This window comes from Amycolatopsis sp. NPDC051071, from assembly GCF_040682875.1.
In the GTDB taxonomy this organism is placed as follows: Bacteria; Actinomycetota; Actinomycetes; order Mycobacteriales; family Pseudonocardiaceae; genus Amycolatopsis.
On record NZ_JBFBBY010000143.1, the window covers coordinates 1 to 18191 of the forward strand.

Consider the following 18191-nt stretch of genomic DNA (forward strand, 5'->3'; position numbering starts at 1 on the left):
CAGTCGCTGTAGTCGCGCGCCCGGTTGATCTTCTGGGTGCTGCCCTCGATCTCGACGGGGTCCCCGACGAGCGCGCCGTCCATGTACGCCTTGGGACATTTTTTGTCCTATGGGGACCCCTCATGACACTTGGTGACCCGCTCCCGCGGTGACAGGGCGGCCTACTTGCTCGGGTCCCGCACGGCGCCGGTGTCCGCCGAGGTCGCCATCCGCGCGTAGGCCCGCAGCGCGGCGGTGATCGGCCGGACCCGCGAGACCGGCTGCCACGGCCGCTCGCTCGCCTCCATTTTCGCGCGCCGCTCGGCCAGGACGTCCGGGTCGACGAGCAGCTCGAGACGGCGTTCGTGGACGTCGAGCAGGATCCGGTCGCCGTTCTGGACAAGGCCGATCGCCCCGCCCGCGGCCGCCTCGGGGGAGATGTGCCCGACCGAGATGCCCGACGAGCCACCGGAGAACCGGCCGTCGGTGATCAGCGCGCACTTCTTGCCGAGGCCGGAGCCCTTCAGGAACGCCGTCGGATGCAGCATCTCCTGCATGCCGGGGCCACCCGCCGGGCCCTCGTAGCGGATCACCAGCACCTCACCGGGCTGGATCTCCTTCTTGAGGATCGCCGAGACCGCCTCCTCCTGGCTTTCCAGTACCCGCGCCGGGCCCTCGAAGTGCCAGAGTTCCTCGTCGATGCCCGCGGACTTGATGACCGCGCCGTTCTCGGCGAGGTTGCCGCGCAGGATCGCGAGTCCGCCGTCCTTGGTGTAGGCGTGCTCGACGTCGTGGATGCAGCCGTCGGCGGCGTCGGTGTCCAAAGAGGACCAGCGGTTCTCGGTGGAGAACGCCTCGGTGGTGCGGACCCCGCCGGGTGCCGCGTGGAACAGCTCCACGGCCCGTGCCGACGGCTGCTTGGCGCGGACGTCCCAAGTGGACAGCCAGGATTCGAGGTCCGGCGAATGCACGGAGTGGACGTCGGTGTTCAGCAGCCCGCCGCGGTACAGCTCGCCGAGGATGGCGGGGATACCGCCGGCGCGGTGGACGTCCTCCATGTGGTAGTCCGAGTTCGGCGCGACCTTCGACAGGCACGGCACGCGGCGGCCGATGGCGTCGATGTCGTCGATGGTGAAGTCGACCTCACCCTCCTGCGCGGCGGCGAGGACGTGCAGCACCGTGTTGGTCGAACCACCCATCGCCATGTCGAGGGCCATCGCGTTCTCGAAAGCCTTCTTCGACGCGATCGAGCGTGGGAGCGCGGACTCGTCGTCGTTGTCGTACCAGCGCTTGCACAGTTCGACGACGGTGCGTCCCGCGTCCTCGAACAGGGCCCTGCGCGCGGCGTGCGTCGCGAGGGTGGAGCCGTTGCCCGGCAGCGAGAGACCGAGTGCCTCGGTGAGGCAGTTCATCGAGTTCGCGGTGAACATGCCCGAACACGAGCCGCAGGTCGGGCAGGCCGATCGCTCCACAATGGACAGACCGTCCTCGTCGACCTCACTGCTGGCCGACGCGGCGATCGCGGTGATCAGGTCGGTGGGTGCCTGGGCGACCCCGCCGACGACCACTGCCTTCCCGGCCTCCATCGGCCCGCCGGAGACGAACACCACCGGGATGTTCAGCCGCATGGCGGCGTTCAGCATGCCAGGGGTGATCTTGTCGCAGTTGGAGATGCAGACCAGCGCGTCGGCCTGGTGGGCGTTCACCATGTACTCGACGGAGTCGGCGATGATCTCGCGTGAGGGCAGCGAGTAGAGCATTCCGCTGTGCCCCATGGCGATTCCGTCGTCGACGGCGATCGTGTGGAACTCGCGGGCGACACCGCCCGCCTCCTTCACCGCTCCTGCCACGATCTCGCCGAGGTCCTTGAGGTGCACGTGCCCCGGCACGAACTGGGTGTACGAGTTCGCGATGGCGACGATCGGCTTGCCGAAGTCGCTGTCGGTCATCCCGGTGGCGCGCCAGAGCGAGCGGGCGCCCGCCGCGTTGCGGCCGTGGGTGGTGGTCCGGGAACGGAGTGGGGGCACGGCTGACTCCAAGGTTCGGGGTGGGACCAGGGCACTGCCGAAATGAACCGGCGCCAAACTGGTCCTACCAATCCTACTCCCCGGACGTCGTCCCGGAACCTTCGGTCTTCTCGGCCGCCTTCTCCGGAGCCTGCTCCTTGACGTCGCCGAGGTCGTCGGTGAGCCCGGAGGGATCGGCCATCCGACCCGCGCTGACCAGGGAGATCACCGGAAGGTGCCGGGTGCGCACGGCGGGGAGGGCGACCTTGGTGTCGTCCTTCAGCACCGCCTTCACCTTCGCCTTGTCGGTGATGGCGAGGCCCTTGAGGGAGGACCACGGCAAGTCCCGTCGACCGAACATCGTGCGGACCGCCAGGCCCTCGGCCGTCGCCGTCGTGCGGGTCCGGATCACGAACACCGCCAGCGCGATCGGGAAGACGTAGAGCCACTGGAGATAGGGCACATCGCCGAACGCGACAGGCGTCACACAAACGACGAGAAAAGCGATCGCCAGCAAAGCCGTGTTCGGGATTTTGAAGACGGCCTTAGGGACCTCGTTCGCCTGTTCCTGCTGCTTTTCTTCTGCCACCCTGAAGATGGTGCACCGCGGTCGCCGGGGCACCGGAGGCGGGTCGGGAAGCACGACGGTGGTGTCCAGCATGCGGAATCGCCATCCCGCAGAGTTGACACTCTTGACACGGACCGGCTAGTTTCACCCACGTGACAACGCAGACCGGCCTCGTACTTCCCAAGCGCGTCGACGCTTAGGGAAGTCTCCGCTGCGTCGACGCGCGACCCTCGTGCGACCACTCCGGTCGGCGGGGGTTTTTTGTTGCCTGGAACAATTTCAATCGCCGAACCAGCTGACGAATACCCGAACGAGTGACTAGACAAGACGAGGCAGACAAGCGATGACTAGTGCCACCTCGCGCACAGAAGCGAACGCCGGAACCTCTGGAGCCCGTCCCAAGCCGGCGCCGCCCGCCGGAACCCCCGTGCGGGTCACGGGCGCGCAGTCGCTCGTCCGCTCCCTTGAGGCGGTGGGCGCGGAAGTCGTGTTCGGTATTCCCGGCGGCACCATTCTCCCGGCATACGACCCGTTGCTCGATTCGACGAAGGTCCGCCACGTCCTGGTCCGCCACGAACAGGGCGCGGGCCACGCCGCCACCGGGTACGCGCAGGCGACCGGCAAGGTCGGTGTGTGCATGGCCACGTCGGGCCCCGGCGCGACCAACCTGGTCACCCCGCTGGCCGACGCGAACATGGACTCGGTCCCAGTGGTCGCCATCACCGGTCAGCAGAGCCGCGCGCTGATCGGCACGGACGCCTTCCAGGAAGCGGACATCTGCGGCATCACGATGCCGATCACCAAACACAACTTCCTGGTCACCGACCCGGCGGACATCCCCCGCACCATCGCGGAGGCCTTCCACCTCGCCTCGACCGGCCGCCCCGGCCCGGTCCTGGTGGACATCCCCAAGGACGTCCTGCAGGAGATGACCTCGTTCTCCTGGCCGACGGAGATGCGGCTGCCGGGTTACCGGCCCACGCTGCGCCCGCACGGCAAGCAGGTCCGCGAGGCCGCGCGGCTGATCAGCAAGTCGCGTCGCCCGGTCCTCTATGTCGGCGGTGGCGTGATCAAGGCCGACGCGTCGCGCCAGCTGAGGGAACTGGCCGAGCTGACCGGGATCCCGGTCGTCACCACGCTGATGGCGCGTGGCGCGTTCCCCGACTCCCACCCGCAGCACCTCGGCATGCCGGGTATGCACGGCACGGTCTCCGCGGTCGCCGCGATGCAGCGGGCGGACTTGCTGATCGCACTCGGCGCCCGCTTCGACGACCGCGTCACCGGCCAGCTGTCCTCGTTCGCGCCGGGCGCCGCCATCGTGCACGCCGACATCGACCCGGCCGAGATCTCCAAGAACCGCAAGGCGGACGTGCCGATCGTCGGCGACTGCGCGGAGATCATCACCGAACTGATCGAGGCCGTCCGCGCCGAGACCGACAAGTCCGCGAAGCCGGATCTGAAGGATTGGTGGACCCAGGTCAGCGCCTGGCGTGACGACTACCCGGCCGGCTACGAATGGCCAGAGGACGGAACGCTTTCGCCGCAGTACGTCATCGAGCGCATCGGTTCGCTCGTCGGCCCGGACGCGGTCTACACCGCGGGCGTCGGCCAGCACCAGATGTGGGCCGCGCAGTTCGTGAAATACGAGAACCCGCGCACCTGGATCAACTCCGGCGGCCTCGGCACGATGGGCTTCGCCGTCCCGGCCGCGATGGGCGCCAAGTTCGGCATGCCGGACAAGCAGGTCTGGGCCATCGACGGCGACGGCTGTTTCCAGATGACGAACCAGGAACTGGCCACCTGCGCCATCGAAGGCGCGCCCATCAAGGTCGCCGTCATCAACAACGGCAACCTGGGCATGGTCCGCCAGTGGCAGAACCTCTTCTACTCGGAGCGGTACTCCAACACCGATCTCGGTACCCACAAGCACCGCATCCCCGACTTCACCCTGCTCGCGGAGGCGCTCGGCTGCGCCGGGCTTCGCTGCGAGACCAAGGAAGACGTCGACGCCACCATCCGGCGTGCCATGGAGATCAACGACCGCCCCGTCGTGATCGATTTCGTGGTGGGGAAGGATGCTCAGGTGTGGCCCATGGTGGCCGCGGGCACCGGTAACGACGAAATCATGTCCGTGCGCGGGATCCGCCCGCTCTTCGACGACGACGAAGTCGCCGCCGCCGGAGAGATCGACGCAGCGGAGATCAGCGCGACGGCAGAAGAAGGAGACGCGCGATGAGCGTGCACACCCTGAGCGTTCTGGTCGAGAACAAACCCGGTGTCCTCGCGCGGGTTTCCGGATTGTTCTCCCGGCGCGGATTCAACATCGAATCACTCGCCGTCGGGCCAACGGAGAATCCCGAGGTGTCCCGGATGACGATCGTGGTGGCCGTCGAAGAGCTACCGCTCGAACAGGTGACCAAACAGCTCAACAAGCTGATCAACGTCATCAAGATCGTGGAATTGGAAAAGTCCACAGCCGTGCAGCGTGAACTGCTGCTTGTCAAGGTCCGGGCCGACGCGACCGTGCGCAGCCAGGTTTTGGAGACAGTGCAGCTTTTCCGTGCGAAAGTGGTGGATGTGTCCCCCGAGGCGCTCACCGTCGAAGCCACCGGGACCTCGGACAAGATCGGTGCTCTGCTGCGGATGCTGGAGCCCTATGGCATTCGTGAACTGGTTCAGTCCGGAATGGTCGCGGTCGGCCGTGGCGCCCGATCCATTACCGCCACCTCCGCCCGTTAATCATTCTTTTTATGTTGTAAGTCAGGAAAGGAAGTAGTACCCCTCATGGCAGTGGAAATCTTTTACGACGACGACGCGGACCTTTCGATCATCCAGGGTCGCAAGGTCGCCGTGATCGGCTACGGCAGCCAGGGTCACGCGCACTCGCTCAGCCTGCGCGACTCCGGTGTCGACGTGCGCATCGGGCTGCCCGAGGGCTCGAAGTCGCGGGCGAAGGCCGAGGAGCAGGGCCTGCGCGTGCTGACCCCCGCCGAGGCCAGCGCCGAAGCCGACCTGATCATGATCCTCGCGCCCGACACCAAGCAGCGCGCGATCTACGAGAAGGACATCGAGCCGAACCTCAAGGACGGCGACGCGCTGTTCTTCGGTCACGGCTTCAACATCCGCTACGACCTGATCAAGCCGCCGGCAGGCGTGGACGTCGCCATGGTCGCGCCGAAGGGCCCCGGCCACCTGGTCCGCCGCCAGTTCGTCGACGGCAAGGGCGTCCCGGCGCTCATCGCTGTCGAGCAGGACGCCTCCGGCACCGCGCAGGCGCTCGCGCTGTCCTACGCCGCCGCCATCGGTGGCGCCCGCGCCGGCGTCATCAAGACGACCTTCACCGAAGAGACCGAGACCGACCTCTTCGGCGAGCAGGCCGTCCTCTGCGGTGGCGCCTCCGCGCTGGTGCAGACCGGTTTCGAGGTGCTCACCGAGGCGGGCTACGCCCCGGAGATCGCCTACTTCGAGGTGCTGCACGAGCTGAAGCTGATCGTCGACCTCATGTACGAGGGCGGCATCGCGCGCCAGCGTTACTCGATCTCCGACACCGCCGAGTACGGCGACCTGACCCGCGGCCCGCGTGTCATCTCGCCGGCGGTCAAGGAAGAGATGAAGAAGATCCTCGGCGAGATCCAGGACGGCACCTTCGCTCGCGAGTGGGTTGCCGAGGACGAGGCCGGGCGGCCGAACTTCACCAAGCTCGAGGAGCAGGGCAACCAGCACCCGATCGAGGAGACCGGCAAGAAGCTGCGCGACCTGATGTCGTGGGTGGACCGGCCGATCACCGAAACCGCCTAGTCGTAACCGAAGGGCCCTTCGTCACGTGAGTCGTGGCGAAGGGCCCCTTCGTTTTGCGCATCGGAAAGCGATACCGTGTGCACCATGAGTGAGCAGCCGGTGGACGACAAGGCCCACATCCGGCACGAACTGGACCTGACCGACGTGACGTGGATCCGGGCGGAGCCGGAAGGCGCGAATCTCGACGATTGTGTCGAGTACGCGCTGGTGCCGCATACCGACGGCGTCACCTACACCGCGATGCGCCAGTCCTCGAAGCCGGACGACAACGTCCTCGTCTTCACGCCGTCGGAATGGGACGCCTTCGTGAAAGGCGTCCGGGACGGCGAATTCGACCTTCCCGCTTAAACGAGCGCGAACAGGTCGTCCAGCCGTCCGGCGACGGCCGCGAGGGTGAGATGGTCGCCGTAGTCACGGGATTCGACGATCAGCCCGTCCCGCACCCGCAGCACGAAAATGTTGGCGACCCGGAATTCCGGGCTGCCACCCGCCGTGCCCTGATAAGCGAACTCGCCGATCACCACTTCGGGATCCAGGGTTTCGTGGATCACCAGATCGCGGACCTGGAACCGGATCTGATGGTGCTCGCCGAATTTGAAATGCTCGTGCAGATCTTCCCGGGTCTTCAGCGTCTTCGCCCCTGGCAGGAACGGGTGCGTGACATGGGTTTCCTCGGCATAGAGCGCTGACAGCTCACCCCACTTCCCGTCCGCGACGCCGTGGACGAGCTGCTCGAACACGCCACGCGGGCTCTTCGGATCCGCCGTCGACGCCGGGCGGGGCGGGACCGGTGTGAGTTCCCGCTCCGCGGTTTCGTAGCCCTTTTTCAGTTCTTCCAGGCCGTCCATCGCCACCGTGAGGCGCAGGTAGTCGTGATAATCGCGTGAGTGCGCGATGAGTCCGTCGCGTACCCGGAGGAACTGGATATTCGCGATGTCAAAGGACTTCCCGGTGTCGAGTGCCTCGCCGACGTTACGGTACTCGGCGATGATCACCTCTGGGTCGGTTGTCCCGTGAATCAGGACATCCGCCCGGTTCATGCGTACGTTCAGTCCTCCGCCGAAGGTCTTGCGGAGCGTCTCGCGTCCCTCGAACCGAGTCGGCACGGGTGGGCGTTGCGGATTCTCGACGACGGCGTCTTCCGCGTAGAGCGCGAAGATCTCGTCCCAGCGCCTGGCGGTGATGTCTTCGGAAAGCTTGTCGAAGACTTCGCGGGGTGTGGTCATGGGGCCTCCCAGTCAGACAGAAACGGAGTCTGTAGTCCGCCTCCAACGATACGGACTGCGGACTCCACTTGTCCAGCGGCTGGGGTGGCCACTCGACGGGTGACCTTTCAGCTGGTCTCGGGCTTGTCTGTGAAGGATTTGGGACACTCGACGTCCCAAATCCTTCATGGACGCGGACAGCGGCCTCCGGATCGCAACACCCGAGCGGGGCACCGACACCCACCACGCCACGTTCGACTTACCCCTCAATAACCCTCATTGCCGCTCACGACCACCTGGACCGACCGCCCGCGGGAGTTCCGAAGGGCACCTTCGCAACCTTCAACGTCGCGAAAGTGCCCTTCGCAACACGGGTGGGTCGCCGAGGCAGGCAAGTGTCATAAGGGGTCCCCATAGGACGAAATCTGTCCTATGGGGACCCCTCATGACACGGGACCGGGCTCAAGACACGGGAAGGGACCGGGCTCAAGCTCAAGCCTCCCGCAGTACCGCCAGGATCTCCGCCTGCTCGAAGTGCTCCGCCCACCCCAAGGCCGACGACGAGTACAGCGCGTCCTCAAGGGAAGGGTCCGCCCCCACCGCCAGCAAAGCCCGCACCGCCGCCACATGCCCGCCCTGCACAGCGAGGTGCAGCGCCGTGACGCCCTCTCCGTGGGAAAGCCCGCCGAACGTCCCCTGGTGATTCACCGAAGCACCAAGCTCCGCGAGCGTCCCGATCACCTCCGCCTTTCCCTGAGCGGCTGCCCACGTCAGAGCCGTCCCCCGGTAGACGTCGGCGTTCACGTCCGCACCCCGCTCCACCAGCGTGCGGACGGCCGGGGACCGGTCGTTCCGCGCGGCCCACGAAAGCGCTTCGTCGAGGATCTCGGCGGGATCGTCGCTCGGTCGCCATTCCGGGAAACCGCTGTGCGGCCGGTGGAATTCGCGGTGCGCGCCCGCCGCCGGGGAGAGCGTGCCGTCCGGCGCGACCAGGGTGTCGAGCAGATCGGCATGCCCGAGCCCGGCGGCGACGCGGAGGTTGCCGGGGGAGAGGCCGCGCGAGGCCAGCAGTTCGGCGGCCTCGCGGTGGCCCCAGAACAGCGCGGCCACCAGCGGTGTCCCACCGTCGCCGCGGGCGGAGACGTCGACGGGGGCGCCCGCGTCGAGCAGCATCGTGACCAGCTGTGGCAGGCCGAGATAGCCGGCCTGGTGCAGTGCCGTCCAGCCGTGCACATTGCCCGACGCGGGATCCGCCCCGTGATCGAGCAGGATCCGGCACAGCCGTTCGTCGCAGGTCGCGGCGGCCATGCCGAGCAGGTCGTTCCCGTTCTTCCCATGCGCGTGGACGAGGGTGGGCAGATCCCCGATCAGGCGCGCGAGCCCGGCGAGGTCCCGCGCGTCGATCAGTTCGTGTGCCTTGTCGAAAGCGAGCTCAGCCGGTGACGTCACGTTTCCGCACGCTACCGGTCACCCCCGACAAAAGCCGCCATTCCGCCACCGGGATCCGGTCGTCCTCGGTCAGCACCTGCAGGCAGACGTGGTCCGCCCCCGCGTCCAGCTGCGCTTGCACCCGCGCGGAAATCGCGTCCTCCCCGATGGCGACCAACGTGTCCACGAGCCGATCGGAGCCGTAATCCTCTTCGGTGAAGCCGAACCGCCGCAGATTCGCCCGGTGGTGGGGGGCCAGCTCCAGATACATTGCCACGTGCCGCCGGGCGATCTCCCGATCCGAGCTCAGCACGACGGCCTGCTCGACGGCCAGATACGCCGAAGGTCCCATGATCTCCCGCGCCCGCGCGGTGTGCTCGACGGGAACGAAGTACGAATGCGCCCCATCGGCGCGTTCCACCGCCAACGAGAGCATCCGCGGTCCCAAGGCGGCCAGCACACGTCGTCGCGGGGAGTCCGGTGTGGACAGATCGGCCTTGTCCATCCCGTCGAGGTACCCGCGCATCGCTTCCAGCGGCTTCGCACCCGGCATATGCCCGCCGAGCCCGAGGATGAACCGCTCCGGATAGGCCTCGCTGAGCGTCTTTTCGGCGGCAGCGGCGGCTATCGGTTCCCGGTGGCTGAACCGTGCGATGCCGGTGGCGACCGTCAGCCTCGACGTCGCCGCCAGCAACAGGCCCGCCTGCGTGAACGCCTCCCGTCCCAGGTACTCGCCAAACCAGAGCGCGTCGAAGCCGAGTTCTTCGACTTCCGACGCGGCATCGCGGACGGCGCCGATTTCCTTGCCGTCGAAGGAAAAAGTCCAGATTCCGACGCTCATCGGGTTATCTCCGTCAGTGCCGGGGCCAGTCGTTCCAGCTGAGCCATGATGGCCGAGAGGTCGTCACCCACCGGGTTGACGAGCACGGTGTCCGCACCGGCGTCGACGAGTTCCTTGATCCGCCGCGCGATCCTCTCCTCGTCACCCCAGGCGGTCAGCCCGTCGACGAGCCGGTCGCTGACGCCGTCGATGTCGGCATCGGTGTAGCCCAGCCGTTTCCAGCCCTTGACGTAGTGCTGGATCTGGTACTGCTTCATGAGTCCGATGGTCTTCGCGACGCTTGCCCGCGCCTGCTCGTGGTCGCCGAGCAGTACCGAATGCTCCGGGATGAGCAACTTGTCCGGTCCGACGATTTCGCGGGCGTACGGCGTGTGCTCGAAGGGCTGGGCGAACGGATGAGCGCCGTCCGTGGCGTCCCGCGCCAGTTCGAGCATTTTCGGGCCGACGGCGGCGAGGACACGCGGAAACGGGACAGGGGAAGGGGCTTCCTCCGCCGCCGCGTCCATGGCCGCGAGATATTCGCGGGTCTGTTCGAGCGGGCGGTAGTCCGAGCCGGACTTCGCGGCTTGGCGCACGTGGCCGATCCCGATGCCGAGCACGAACCGGCCGGGGAAGGCGTGCGCCAGCGTCCGCCCGCCGCTCTGCGCGGTGTACGCGGGCCGTGACCAGATGTTGGCGATCCCGGTGCCGAACACCATCCGTTCGGTGGAAGCGAGCGTGATGGCGCTTTCGGCGAACACTTCCCGGCTGCCGGGACCTTCACCACCCCACACCGTGCGGTAGCCCAGTTCTTCGAGCCGCCGCATCGCCCGCACTTCTTCGTCGGGCGGCGGGGCCAGCGGGGCGAGCGGCAGCCAGACGCCCACCGGTCCCAGCCGGTCCCGGGTTTCTTCGATCAGGTTCACTTCAGTTCTCCCCAGCTAACATGAGGCAGCCTCCGGTTACGTCTCCGGACTATACGGAGGCCGCCTCCGATTTGTCGAGACCCTGAAGACTTCCGAAACCGACCACTAAGCTCGGGAACGCGATGGACACCGAGAAGAAACCACTGCGCGCGGACGCCCGGCGCAACTACGAACGCCTCCTCGAAGAGGCGAGGCGCGCCTTCGCCGCGCGCGGCGTCGAAGCTTCGCTGGAGGACATCGCCCGCAACGCCGGTGTCGGCATCGGGACGCTCTACCGGCATTTCCCGACGCGCGAGGCGCTGGTCGAGAAGGTGCTTCGCGAGCGGTTCGACGGCCACGCCATGGCCGCCCGCGAACTGCTCACGTCTCCAGAACCACTGAAGGCACTGAGGACCTGGCTCGCCGGGCTCGGTGAGCAGGCGGCGTCCTACCGCGGGTTACCCGAACTGATGGTCGACGTCCTCAATGACGAAGCGTCGCCGCTGTACGCCTCGTGCCACGCGATGCGGGACGGCGTGTCCCACCTGGTGGAAAGAGCGAAGGCCTCGGGAGAGCTCAGGACGGACGTCACAGCCCACGAATTACTGGTGCTGCTGCACGCGCTTTCCTGGGCCAGCGAACATCTTTCGGGTGACAACGGCCTCGACCGGCTCCTCGATCTCGTTTTCGCCGGATTACGGGTGAGTTAACAATCCCCTGTGAGCAGGTCTAAACTGCGGCGCACCGGGCACAACGGCGTGACCGATCACCGCTTCGAGGCACTCTTTCCCGCCGAGAAGCCATCAGCCCAGAGTCGCAGGCATAGGACCAGATAGTGGGAGCCGTATCGTGACCAAGCCGAACAAGCCCGTCGTCCTCATCGCGGAGAAGCTCGCTCCTTCCGTACTGAGCGTCTTCTCCGACGAGGTCGAGGTCCAGCATGTGGACGGTACCGACCGTCCCGCGCTGCTCGAGGCCGTGAAGTCGGCGGACGCGCTGCTCGTGCGGTCCGCGACCAAGGTCGACGCCGAGGTCCTCGCCGCCACCACCTCGCTCAAGGTCGTCGCCCGCGCGGGTGTCGGGCTGGACAACGTCGAGGTCCCCGCCGCCACCGAACGCGGTGTGCTGGTGGTCAACGCGCCGACGTCGAACATCGTCTCCGCCGCCGAGCACGCCGTCGCGCTGCTGCTCGCGGTCGCCCGCCGGGTCCCGGCCGCCGACCAGAGCCTGCAGGGCGGCGCGTGGAAGCGCAGCAGCTACTCCGGTATCGAGATCCAGGGCAAGACGGTCGGTGTGGTCGGCCTCGGCAAGATCGGCCAGCTGTTCGCGCAGCGTCTCGCCGCCTTCGACACCAAGCTCATCGCGTACGACCCCTACGTCTCGGCCGCCCGCGCGGCGCAGCTCGGCATCGAGCTGGTCACGCTGGACGAGCTGCTGGAGCGCGCGGACGCGATCTCCATCCACCTGCCGAAGACCCCGGAGACCAAGGGCCTGATCGGCGCCGAGGCACTCAAGAAGGTCAAGCAGGGCGTCATCATCGTCAACGCCGCACGCGGTGGCCTGATCGACGAGCAGGCGCTGGCGGACGCGGTCAGCTCCGGGCATGTCGGCGGCGCCGGTATCGACGTGTTCGTCACCGAGCCCACCACCGAAAGCCCGCTGTTCGGGCTGCCGAACGTCGTCGTCACCCCGCATTTGGGCGCGTCGACCGCCGAGGCGCAGGACCGCGCGGGCACCGACGTCGCGAAGTCGGTGCTGCTCGCGCTGCGCGGCGACTTCGTGCCGGACGCGGTGAACGTCGCCGGCGGCGGCACCGTCGGCGAGCATGTGCGGCCGTACCTCTCGCTCACCCAGAAGCTCGGCACCGTGCTGACCGCGCTCAACCCGAAGGCGCCGACGTCGATCACCGTCGTGGTCAAGGGTGAACTGTCCAACGAGGACGTCAGCGTGCTGCCGCTCGCGGCTGAGCGAGGCGTGTTCTCCGGCGTCGTCGAAGACCAGGTCACCTTCGTGAACGCGCCGCGGGTGGCGGAGGAACTGGGTGTCCAGGTCGACCTGGTCACCGAGCCCGAAAGCCCCAAGTTCCGCAGCCTGGTCACCGTCCGCGCGGTCCACGCCGACGGCCAGACCCTCTCGGTGTCCGGTTCGGTCACCGGCAAGGACGAGGTCGAGAAGCTGGTCGAGGTCAACGGCCGCCACTTCGACCTCCGCGCCGAGGGCAACGTGCTGCTGCTGGAGTACCCGGACCGCCCGGGCATCATGGGCCGCGTCGGCACGCTGCTCGGCGAGGCGGGTATCAACATCGAGGCCGCCCAGATCAGCCAGACGACCGACGGCGCGGACGCGGTCATGCTGCTGCGGGTGGACCGCTCGGTGGACTCGCATCTGCTGGAGCCGATCGGCGCCACCGTCGGCGCGCATACGATCCGCGCGGTCAACCTCGGCTGACCTCCAAGTACATGAAGGCCCCCTTCCTTGCGCCTAGGTACAGGAAGGGGGCCTTCATGTACTTCTTCGCGATTAGTCGACTAACTGCGATCGTTGTGTGTGCAGGGTTCGCGAGAACACAGAGAAAGATTCAGTAACGGTGAAAATTGCCTACTGAAGTCGGGTGGATGGGCCGATAGGTTTCTCCGGCGAGGCCGAACCATCGCGCCGTCAAGGGCACGGCGCGGCGCCGGGGCTCACCGTCGGGGGTGTGTTCGAGCGGCAGGCAGGTTCCGAGTCAAGGCCTCGAGTGAGGGCACGTACTCATGAACAGATCCCGCGTACCCCGATGGGCCATCCGCTCATCGGCCGCGGTCTTCGCCGCACTGCTCGCGACGTCCGTGACCGGGGCGACGGCAGCCGCACAGGATGTCCCGCTCGCGGACGGCATCGCGCCGGCGAAGATCGACCGTAATGGCTTCCAGGGGAAGGTCGAGCCGAAACTCAAGGCCGCCCAAGGCAAGATCACCGCCTTCGTCGAGCTGGCGAAGCAGCCCGCCGTCGACGCCTTCAACGCCGAGCAGAACAAGGGCGCCGGCAAGGAGAAGGCCAAGCAGGCCGCGAAGGCCGCCAAGGCCGACGCCGGCGCCGCGGTGAACTCCGTCGTCGGGCAGCTCAAGGCCGCCGACGCCGGCACCCAGCTGGTCACCCAGACCTCCAACGCGGTCGCGGGCGCGGTCGTCACGGCCGACGCGGCGAAGATCCGCGAGCTGGCCAAGCGGCCGGACGTCGTCTCGGTCAAGACGGTGGTGCCCAAGACCCGCACCAACTCCAGCGCGGTCCAGCTGACCAACACGCTGGCCTCCTGGCAGCAGACCGGTCGCTACGGCGACGGCATCCGCGTCGGCGTGATCGACGACGGCATCGACTACACCCACGCCGACTTCGGCGGACCGGGTACCGCGGCCGCGTACAACGCGATCAACCGCGATCAGGCCACCCCGGCCTTCCCGACCGACAAGGTCGTCGGCGGTACCGACCTGGTCGGCGACACCTACGACTCGGGCAGTGCCGACCCGGCCCGCAAGACCCCGAAGCCGGACCCCAACCCGCTGTCCTGCGGCCACCACGGCACGCACGTCTCGGGCACGGTCGCCGGATTCGGCGTCGACGAAGCGGGCAAGACCTTCACCGGCGACTACAAGAAGCTGAACAAGAAGAAGATCGAAGCAATGCAGATCGGCCCCGGCACCGCGCCGAAGGCCCTCCTGTACGCGATCAAGGTCTTCGGCTGCGAGGGTTCGACCAACGTCACCTCGCAGGCACTCGACTGGTCGCTCGACCCGGACGGTGACGGCGACTTCACCGACCACCTCGACGTGGTCAACCTGTCGCTGGGTGGCGACTTCGCCACCCCGGACGACCCGGACTCGCTGTTCGTCCGCAAGATCGCCGCGAACAACGTCGTCCCGGTCTTCTCCGCTGGCAACGGCGGCGACCTCAACGACGTCGGCGGCGCGCCGGGCAACACGCCCGAAGCGCTGACCGTCGCCAGCAGCCGTGACGCGTCCGTCCTCCGTGACGCCGTCGAGGCCGTGGCCCCTGCCGGGGTCGCGGGCGCGAAGACCGGCCAGTTCAGCCAGAACTACGCGACCTACGACACGCTCGACGTCACCGCGCCGGTGGTCAAGCTGTCCGCCGCCAACGCGGCCGGGTGCACCCCGTACTCCGCCGCCGACAAGGCGGCGGCCGCGGGCAAGATCGTCTGGCTCGAATGGGACGACAACGACGCGACCCGCGCTTGTGGTTCGGGCGTCCGCTCGAACAACGCGCAGGCCGCCGGTGCCAAGGGTGCGCTGTTCTCTTCGACGCTGGAGCACTTCTCGGCCGGTATCGCGGGCAACGCGGCCACGCCGACGTTCCAGCTGACCGGCAGCGCGACCGCCTCGGTCCGCCCCGCGCTCAACGCGGGCACCCTGCGGATCCGCCTGACCGGCAAGGGCCGCGTGTCCGTGCCGACCAGCGACCAGTCCATTGTGGACACCCCGAGCTCGTTCACCTCGCGTGGCGGGCGCGGCCCGGCCGTCAAACCGGACGTCGCGGCGCCCGGTGACTCGATCTCGTCGGCGCTGAGCGGCAGTGGTTCGGGACGCCTGGTCATTTCCGGGACGTCGATGGCGGCTCCGCACACCTCGGGTATCACCGCCCTGATCCGTCAGGCGCATCCGGACTGGTCGGTCGAGGAGGTCAAGGCGTCGGTCATCAACACCGCGGGCCATGACATCCACGACGCGTCGGGGCGCACCTTCGGCCCGCAGCGCGTCGGCAGCGGCCGGATCGACGCGAAGGCCGCGCTGGACAACCAGGTCCTGGCCTACGTCGTGGACAACCCCGGCTTCGTCACGGTCAACTTCGGCACCGTCGAAGCGGGTGGCCCGGTCTCCCTGACCAAAACGGTCAAGGTGGTCAACAAGGGCATCAAGCCGGTCGAGTACTCGGTGGGCTACGAAGCCGTGAACTCGCTTCCCGGTGTCGAGTACACAGTGGACAAGCCGACGGTGAAGCTGAGCCCGCGCGGTGTCGCGCTGGTGAAGGTGACACTGAAGATCGCCGACCCCAAGGCACTCCGCAAGGTCATCGACCCGACCATGGCGGCGGCGCAGGTCGGCCTCGCCCGGCAGTTCGTGGCGGACGCCTCCGGCCGGATCGCGTTCACCCCGAAGAGCGGGACGACCGTTCCGCTGCGTCTTTCGGTGTACTCCGCGCCGAAGCCCGTCTCGTCCATCAACACCCCGGGTTCGGTCACGTTCGGCGCCGGCCAGGGCCAGGCCGTGGTGAACCTGACCGGCAAGGGCGTCGACCAGGGCACCGGCCCGCAGCGGTACCGCTCGCTGATCAGCGTGCTCGAGCTGCAGGCAGAATCCCCGCAGCTGCCCGAATGCGACGGCAGCGTCACCACCGACTGCACGCTGAACGAGACGGCCAAGGGCGGCGACCTGCGTTATGTCGGCGCCGCGTCGACGGCTCCGCTGGCCAAGGCACAGGGTGAGCCGGAGAACGCGTTGCTGGCCTTCGGTCTCACGACCTGGAGCAACCTGGCCAACCTCGGCAGCAACACGTCGCCGTTCGTGGATATCGACACCACGGGCGACGGCCAGCCGGACTTCGAGACCTATGTCACGAAGGTGACCGCCACCGACGTCCTGGTGGCCGTCACCGTGGCGCTGAAGCCGGGCTTCCCGCAGGTGGACATCCAGCCGGTCAACGGACAGCTCGGCGACGTCGACACGAACGTGTACGACACCAACGCCGTCGTGCTGCCGGTGAGCATCGCCGCACTGGGCATCGATCCGAACGCCGCGTCGCACAAGATCAGCTACACGGTCGGAACCTCCGGGTTCTACGCGGCACCGGGTGCGGACTCGTCGACGATCGACTTCGTCGGCACGCCGCTTTCGTTCGACGCCTTGGCTCCCGCGTACACCGTCCAGGGTGGCGGCGACGCCGCGCTGGGCTACGTCGCGAAGCCGGGTACGGCGCTGGTGGTCAACCGCAACGCGGCCGCGCAGGACACCGTCCTCGGCCTGCTGGCGATCGGGCACCACAACGCCTCGGGCAACCGGGCGAACGTGGTCAAGATCCAGGCGAACGCCGGTGGCGGCAACGCCGGTACCGACCGGCCGGGCAACGGCGGACGGCATACCGGACGTCAGCCGATCGGTGTGGGTTGATCCGGTAGTGCGGTAATCCGCATACGATGAGGTGAGGGACGCCCTGGCGGGATGCTTTCCGCCAGGGCGTCCCCTCTTGTATTCACTCTTTCGGCTGTCTCGCTCTTTGGGAGATTCCGGCATAAGGGTGGTGCGGCTACGGCTACCGGGCTACGGCCGGTAACCTTCCGCTGCTGGCGTTTTCTTGCGGATGGGCCATCCGGACGGCCGGTGGCCTGGTCTACGGAGGTGTGTGGATGCGGCTCGCGGTGATCCCAGGTGACGGGATCGGGCCCGAAGTGGTCTCCGAGGCGCTCAAGGTGCTCGGTGAGGTAGTACCGACGGCGGAGATCACGAACTACGACCTCGGCGCCGCTCGGTGGCACTCCACCGGCGAGCTGCTTCCGGAGTCCGTGCTCGGTGAACTCCGTCAGCACGATGCGATCTTGCTGGGCGCGGTGGGCGACCCGACGGTGCCGAGCGGCATTCTGGAGCGTGGGCTGCTGCTGCGGCTCCGGTTCGAGCTCGACCACCATGTGAACTTGCGGCCCGCCCGGTTGTATCCGGGTGTGCGCGGCCCGCTCGCCGATTCCGGCGAGATCGACATGGTCGTCGTGCGCGAAGGCACCGAAGGCCCGTACGCGGGCAACGGTGGCTTGCTGCGCAAGGACACCGACCATGAGATCGCGACGGAGGTCAGCGTCAACACGGCGTTCGGCGTCCGGCGTGTGGTGACCGACGCGTTCAACCGTGCCGAGGCGCGGCCGCGTAAGCACCTGACGCTCCTGCACAAGACGAACGTGCTGGAATACGCGGGTTCGCTGTGGTCGCGGATCGTCGAAGAGGTCTCGTTGGAGCACCCGGAGGTGACGGTCGCGTACTCCCATGTGGACGCGGCGACGATCCACCTGGTGACCGACCCGTCCCGGTTCGACGTCGTGGTGACCGACAACCTGTTCGGCGACATCATCACCGACCTCGCGGCGGCGGTGACCGGCGGCATCGGGCTGGCGGCGAGCGGGAACCTCGACATCACGCGGCGGAACCCGAGCATGTTCGAGCCGGTGCACGGCAGTGCGCCGGATATCGCGGGCCAGGGTCTCGCCGACCCGACCGCCGCGGTGCTCTCGGTGTCGCTGCTGCTGGACCATTTGGGACAGAAGGAGTCGGCGCGGCGGATCGAGGCATCGGTGGCGTTCGATCTCGCGACCCGGGACCAGGCGTCGCCGGGTGCGACGCATGCGATCGGTGACCGGCTGGCGGCCCTCGTGTCGTCGAACGTGCGCACGGTCACGCAGTAGTTTCGCTGGACCTGAAGGGGCCTTTCACCGCGTCTGACGCGGTG

At 67.7% G+C, this 18191-nt stretch carries 14 protein-coding genes; 8 read left to right on the forward strand and 6 right to left on the reverse strand.

Translation table 11 applies throughout. The annotated features are described in order from the left end of the window. Window positions 1–161: 161 nt before the first annotated feature. Window positions 162–2006, reverse strand: coding sequence for a dihydroxy-acid dehydratase (gene ilvD / locus AB0M65_RS32195; protein WP_364036113.1), 1845 nt, complete (start codon window positions 2004–2006; stop codon window positions 162–164). 73 nt (window positions 2007–2079) lie between these two features. Next, a complete protein-coding gene (locus AB0M65_RS32200; protein WP_364036116.1) occupies window positions 2080–2574 on the reverse strand; it encodes a PH domain-containing protein in 495 nt (164 codons plus the stop codon). A gap of 322 nt (window positions 2575–2896) precedes the next feature. Between AB0M65_RS32200 and AB0M65_RS32205 the strand changes: the two genes are divergently transcribed. The 4 genes from AB0M65_RS32205 (at window position 2897) to AB0M65_RS32220 (ending at window position 6699) form a co-directional block, all read left to right on the forward strand. Then, a complete protein-coding gene (locus tag AB0M65_RS32205; RefSeq protein ID WP_364036119.1) occupies window positions 2897–4789 on the forward strand; it encodes an acetolactate synthase large subunit in 1893 nt (630 codons plus the stop codon). After that, entirely contained in the window at window positions 4786–5292 is a 507-nt protein-coding gene (ilvN, locus tag AB0M65_RS32210) for an acetolactate synthase small subunit (protein ID WP_364036122.1), read from the forward strand. Before AB0M65_RS32205 ends, ilvN begins: the two co-directional genes overlap by 4 nt. Window positions 5293–5337: 45 nt before the next feature. Next, the gene (gene ilvC, locus AB0M65_RS32215) at window positions 5338–6351 is read left to right on the forward strand and encodes a ketol-acid reductoisomerase (protein ID WP_364036125.1); all 1014 of its coding nucleotides are present in this window, start codon (window positions 5338–5340) and stop codon (window positions 6349–6351) included. Between the two features lie 84 nt (window positions 6352–6435). Continuing rightward, a complete protein-coding gene (locus tag AB0M65_RS32220; protein ID WP_364036127.1) occupies window positions 6436–6699 on the forward strand; it encodes a DUF397 domain-containing protein in 264 nt (87 codons plus the stop codon). On the opposite strand, the gene AB0M65_RS32225 is transcribed toward AB0M65_RS32220, so the two are convergent. The 4 genes from AB0M65_RS32225 to AB0M65_RS32240 form a co-directional block, all read right to left on the reverse strand. Beyond that, window positions 6696–7577, reverse strand: coding sequence for a nuclear transport factor 2 family protein (locus AB0M65_RS32225; RefSeq protein ID WP_364036130.1), 882 nt, complete (start codon window positions 7575–7577; stop codon window positions 6696–6698). The genes AB0M65_RS32220 and AB0M65_RS32225 overlap by 4 nt on opposite strands. Window positions 7578–8048: 471 nt before the next feature. After that, a complete protein-coding gene (locus AB0M65_RS32230) occupies window positions 8049–9005 on the reverse strand; it encodes an ankyrin repeat domain-containing protein (protein ID WP_364036133.1) in 957 nt (318 codons plus the stop codon). Then, window positions 8989–9825 (reverse strand): TIGR03620 family F420-dependent LLM class oxidoreductase, encoded by an 837-nt coding sequence (locus tag AB0M65_RS32235; RefSeq protein ID WP_364036136.1) that lies wholly within the window; start codon window positions 9823–9825, stop codon window positions 8989–8991. Before AB0M65_RS32235 ends, AB0M65_RS32230 begins: the two co-directional genes overlap by 17 nt. After that, window positions 9822–10730, reverse strand: a complete 909-nt coding sequence (locus tag AB0M65_RS32240; RefSeq protein ID WP_364036139.1) for a TIGR03620 family F420-dependent LLM class oxidoreductase — start codon at window positions 10728–10730, stop codon at window positions 9822–9824. Before AB0M65_RS32240 ends, AB0M65_RS32235 begins: the two co-directional genes overlap by 4 nt. A gap of 122 nt (window positions 10731–10852) precedes the next feature. On the opposite strand from AB0M65_RS32240, the gene AB0M65_RS32245 reads away from it, so the two are divergent. From AB0M65_RS32245 to AB0M65_RS32260, 4 genes are all read left to right on the forward strand, one after another. Next, window positions 10853–11419, forward strand: coding sequence for a helix-turn-helix domain-containing protein (locus AB0M65_RS32245; protein WP_364036142.1), 567 nt, complete (start codon window positions 10853–10855; stop codon window positions 11417–11419). Window positions 11420–11558: 139 nt separating this feature from the next. Next, window positions 11559–13157 (forward strand): phosphoglycerate dehydrogenase, encoded by a 1599-nt coding sequence (serA, locus tag AB0M65_RS32250; protein ID WP_364036145.1) that lies wholly within the window; start codon window positions 11559–11561, stop codon window positions 13155–13157. A 305-nt stretch (window positions 13158–13462) separates the two neighbouring features. Continuing rightward, a complete protein-coding gene (locus AB0M65_RS32255; RefSeq protein ID WP_364036148.1) occupies window positions 13463–16867 on the forward strand; it encodes a S8 family serine peptidase in 3405 nt (1134 codons plus the stop codon). A 236-nt stretch (window positions 16868–17103) separates the two neighbouring features. Then, window positions 17104–18147, forward strand: a complete 1044-nt coding sequence (locus AB0M65_RS32260) for a 3-isopropylmalate dehydrogenase (protein WP_364036151.1) — start codon at window positions 17104–17106, stop codon at window positions 18145–18147. The last annotated feature ends 44 nt before the right edge of the window (window positions 18148–18191 follow it).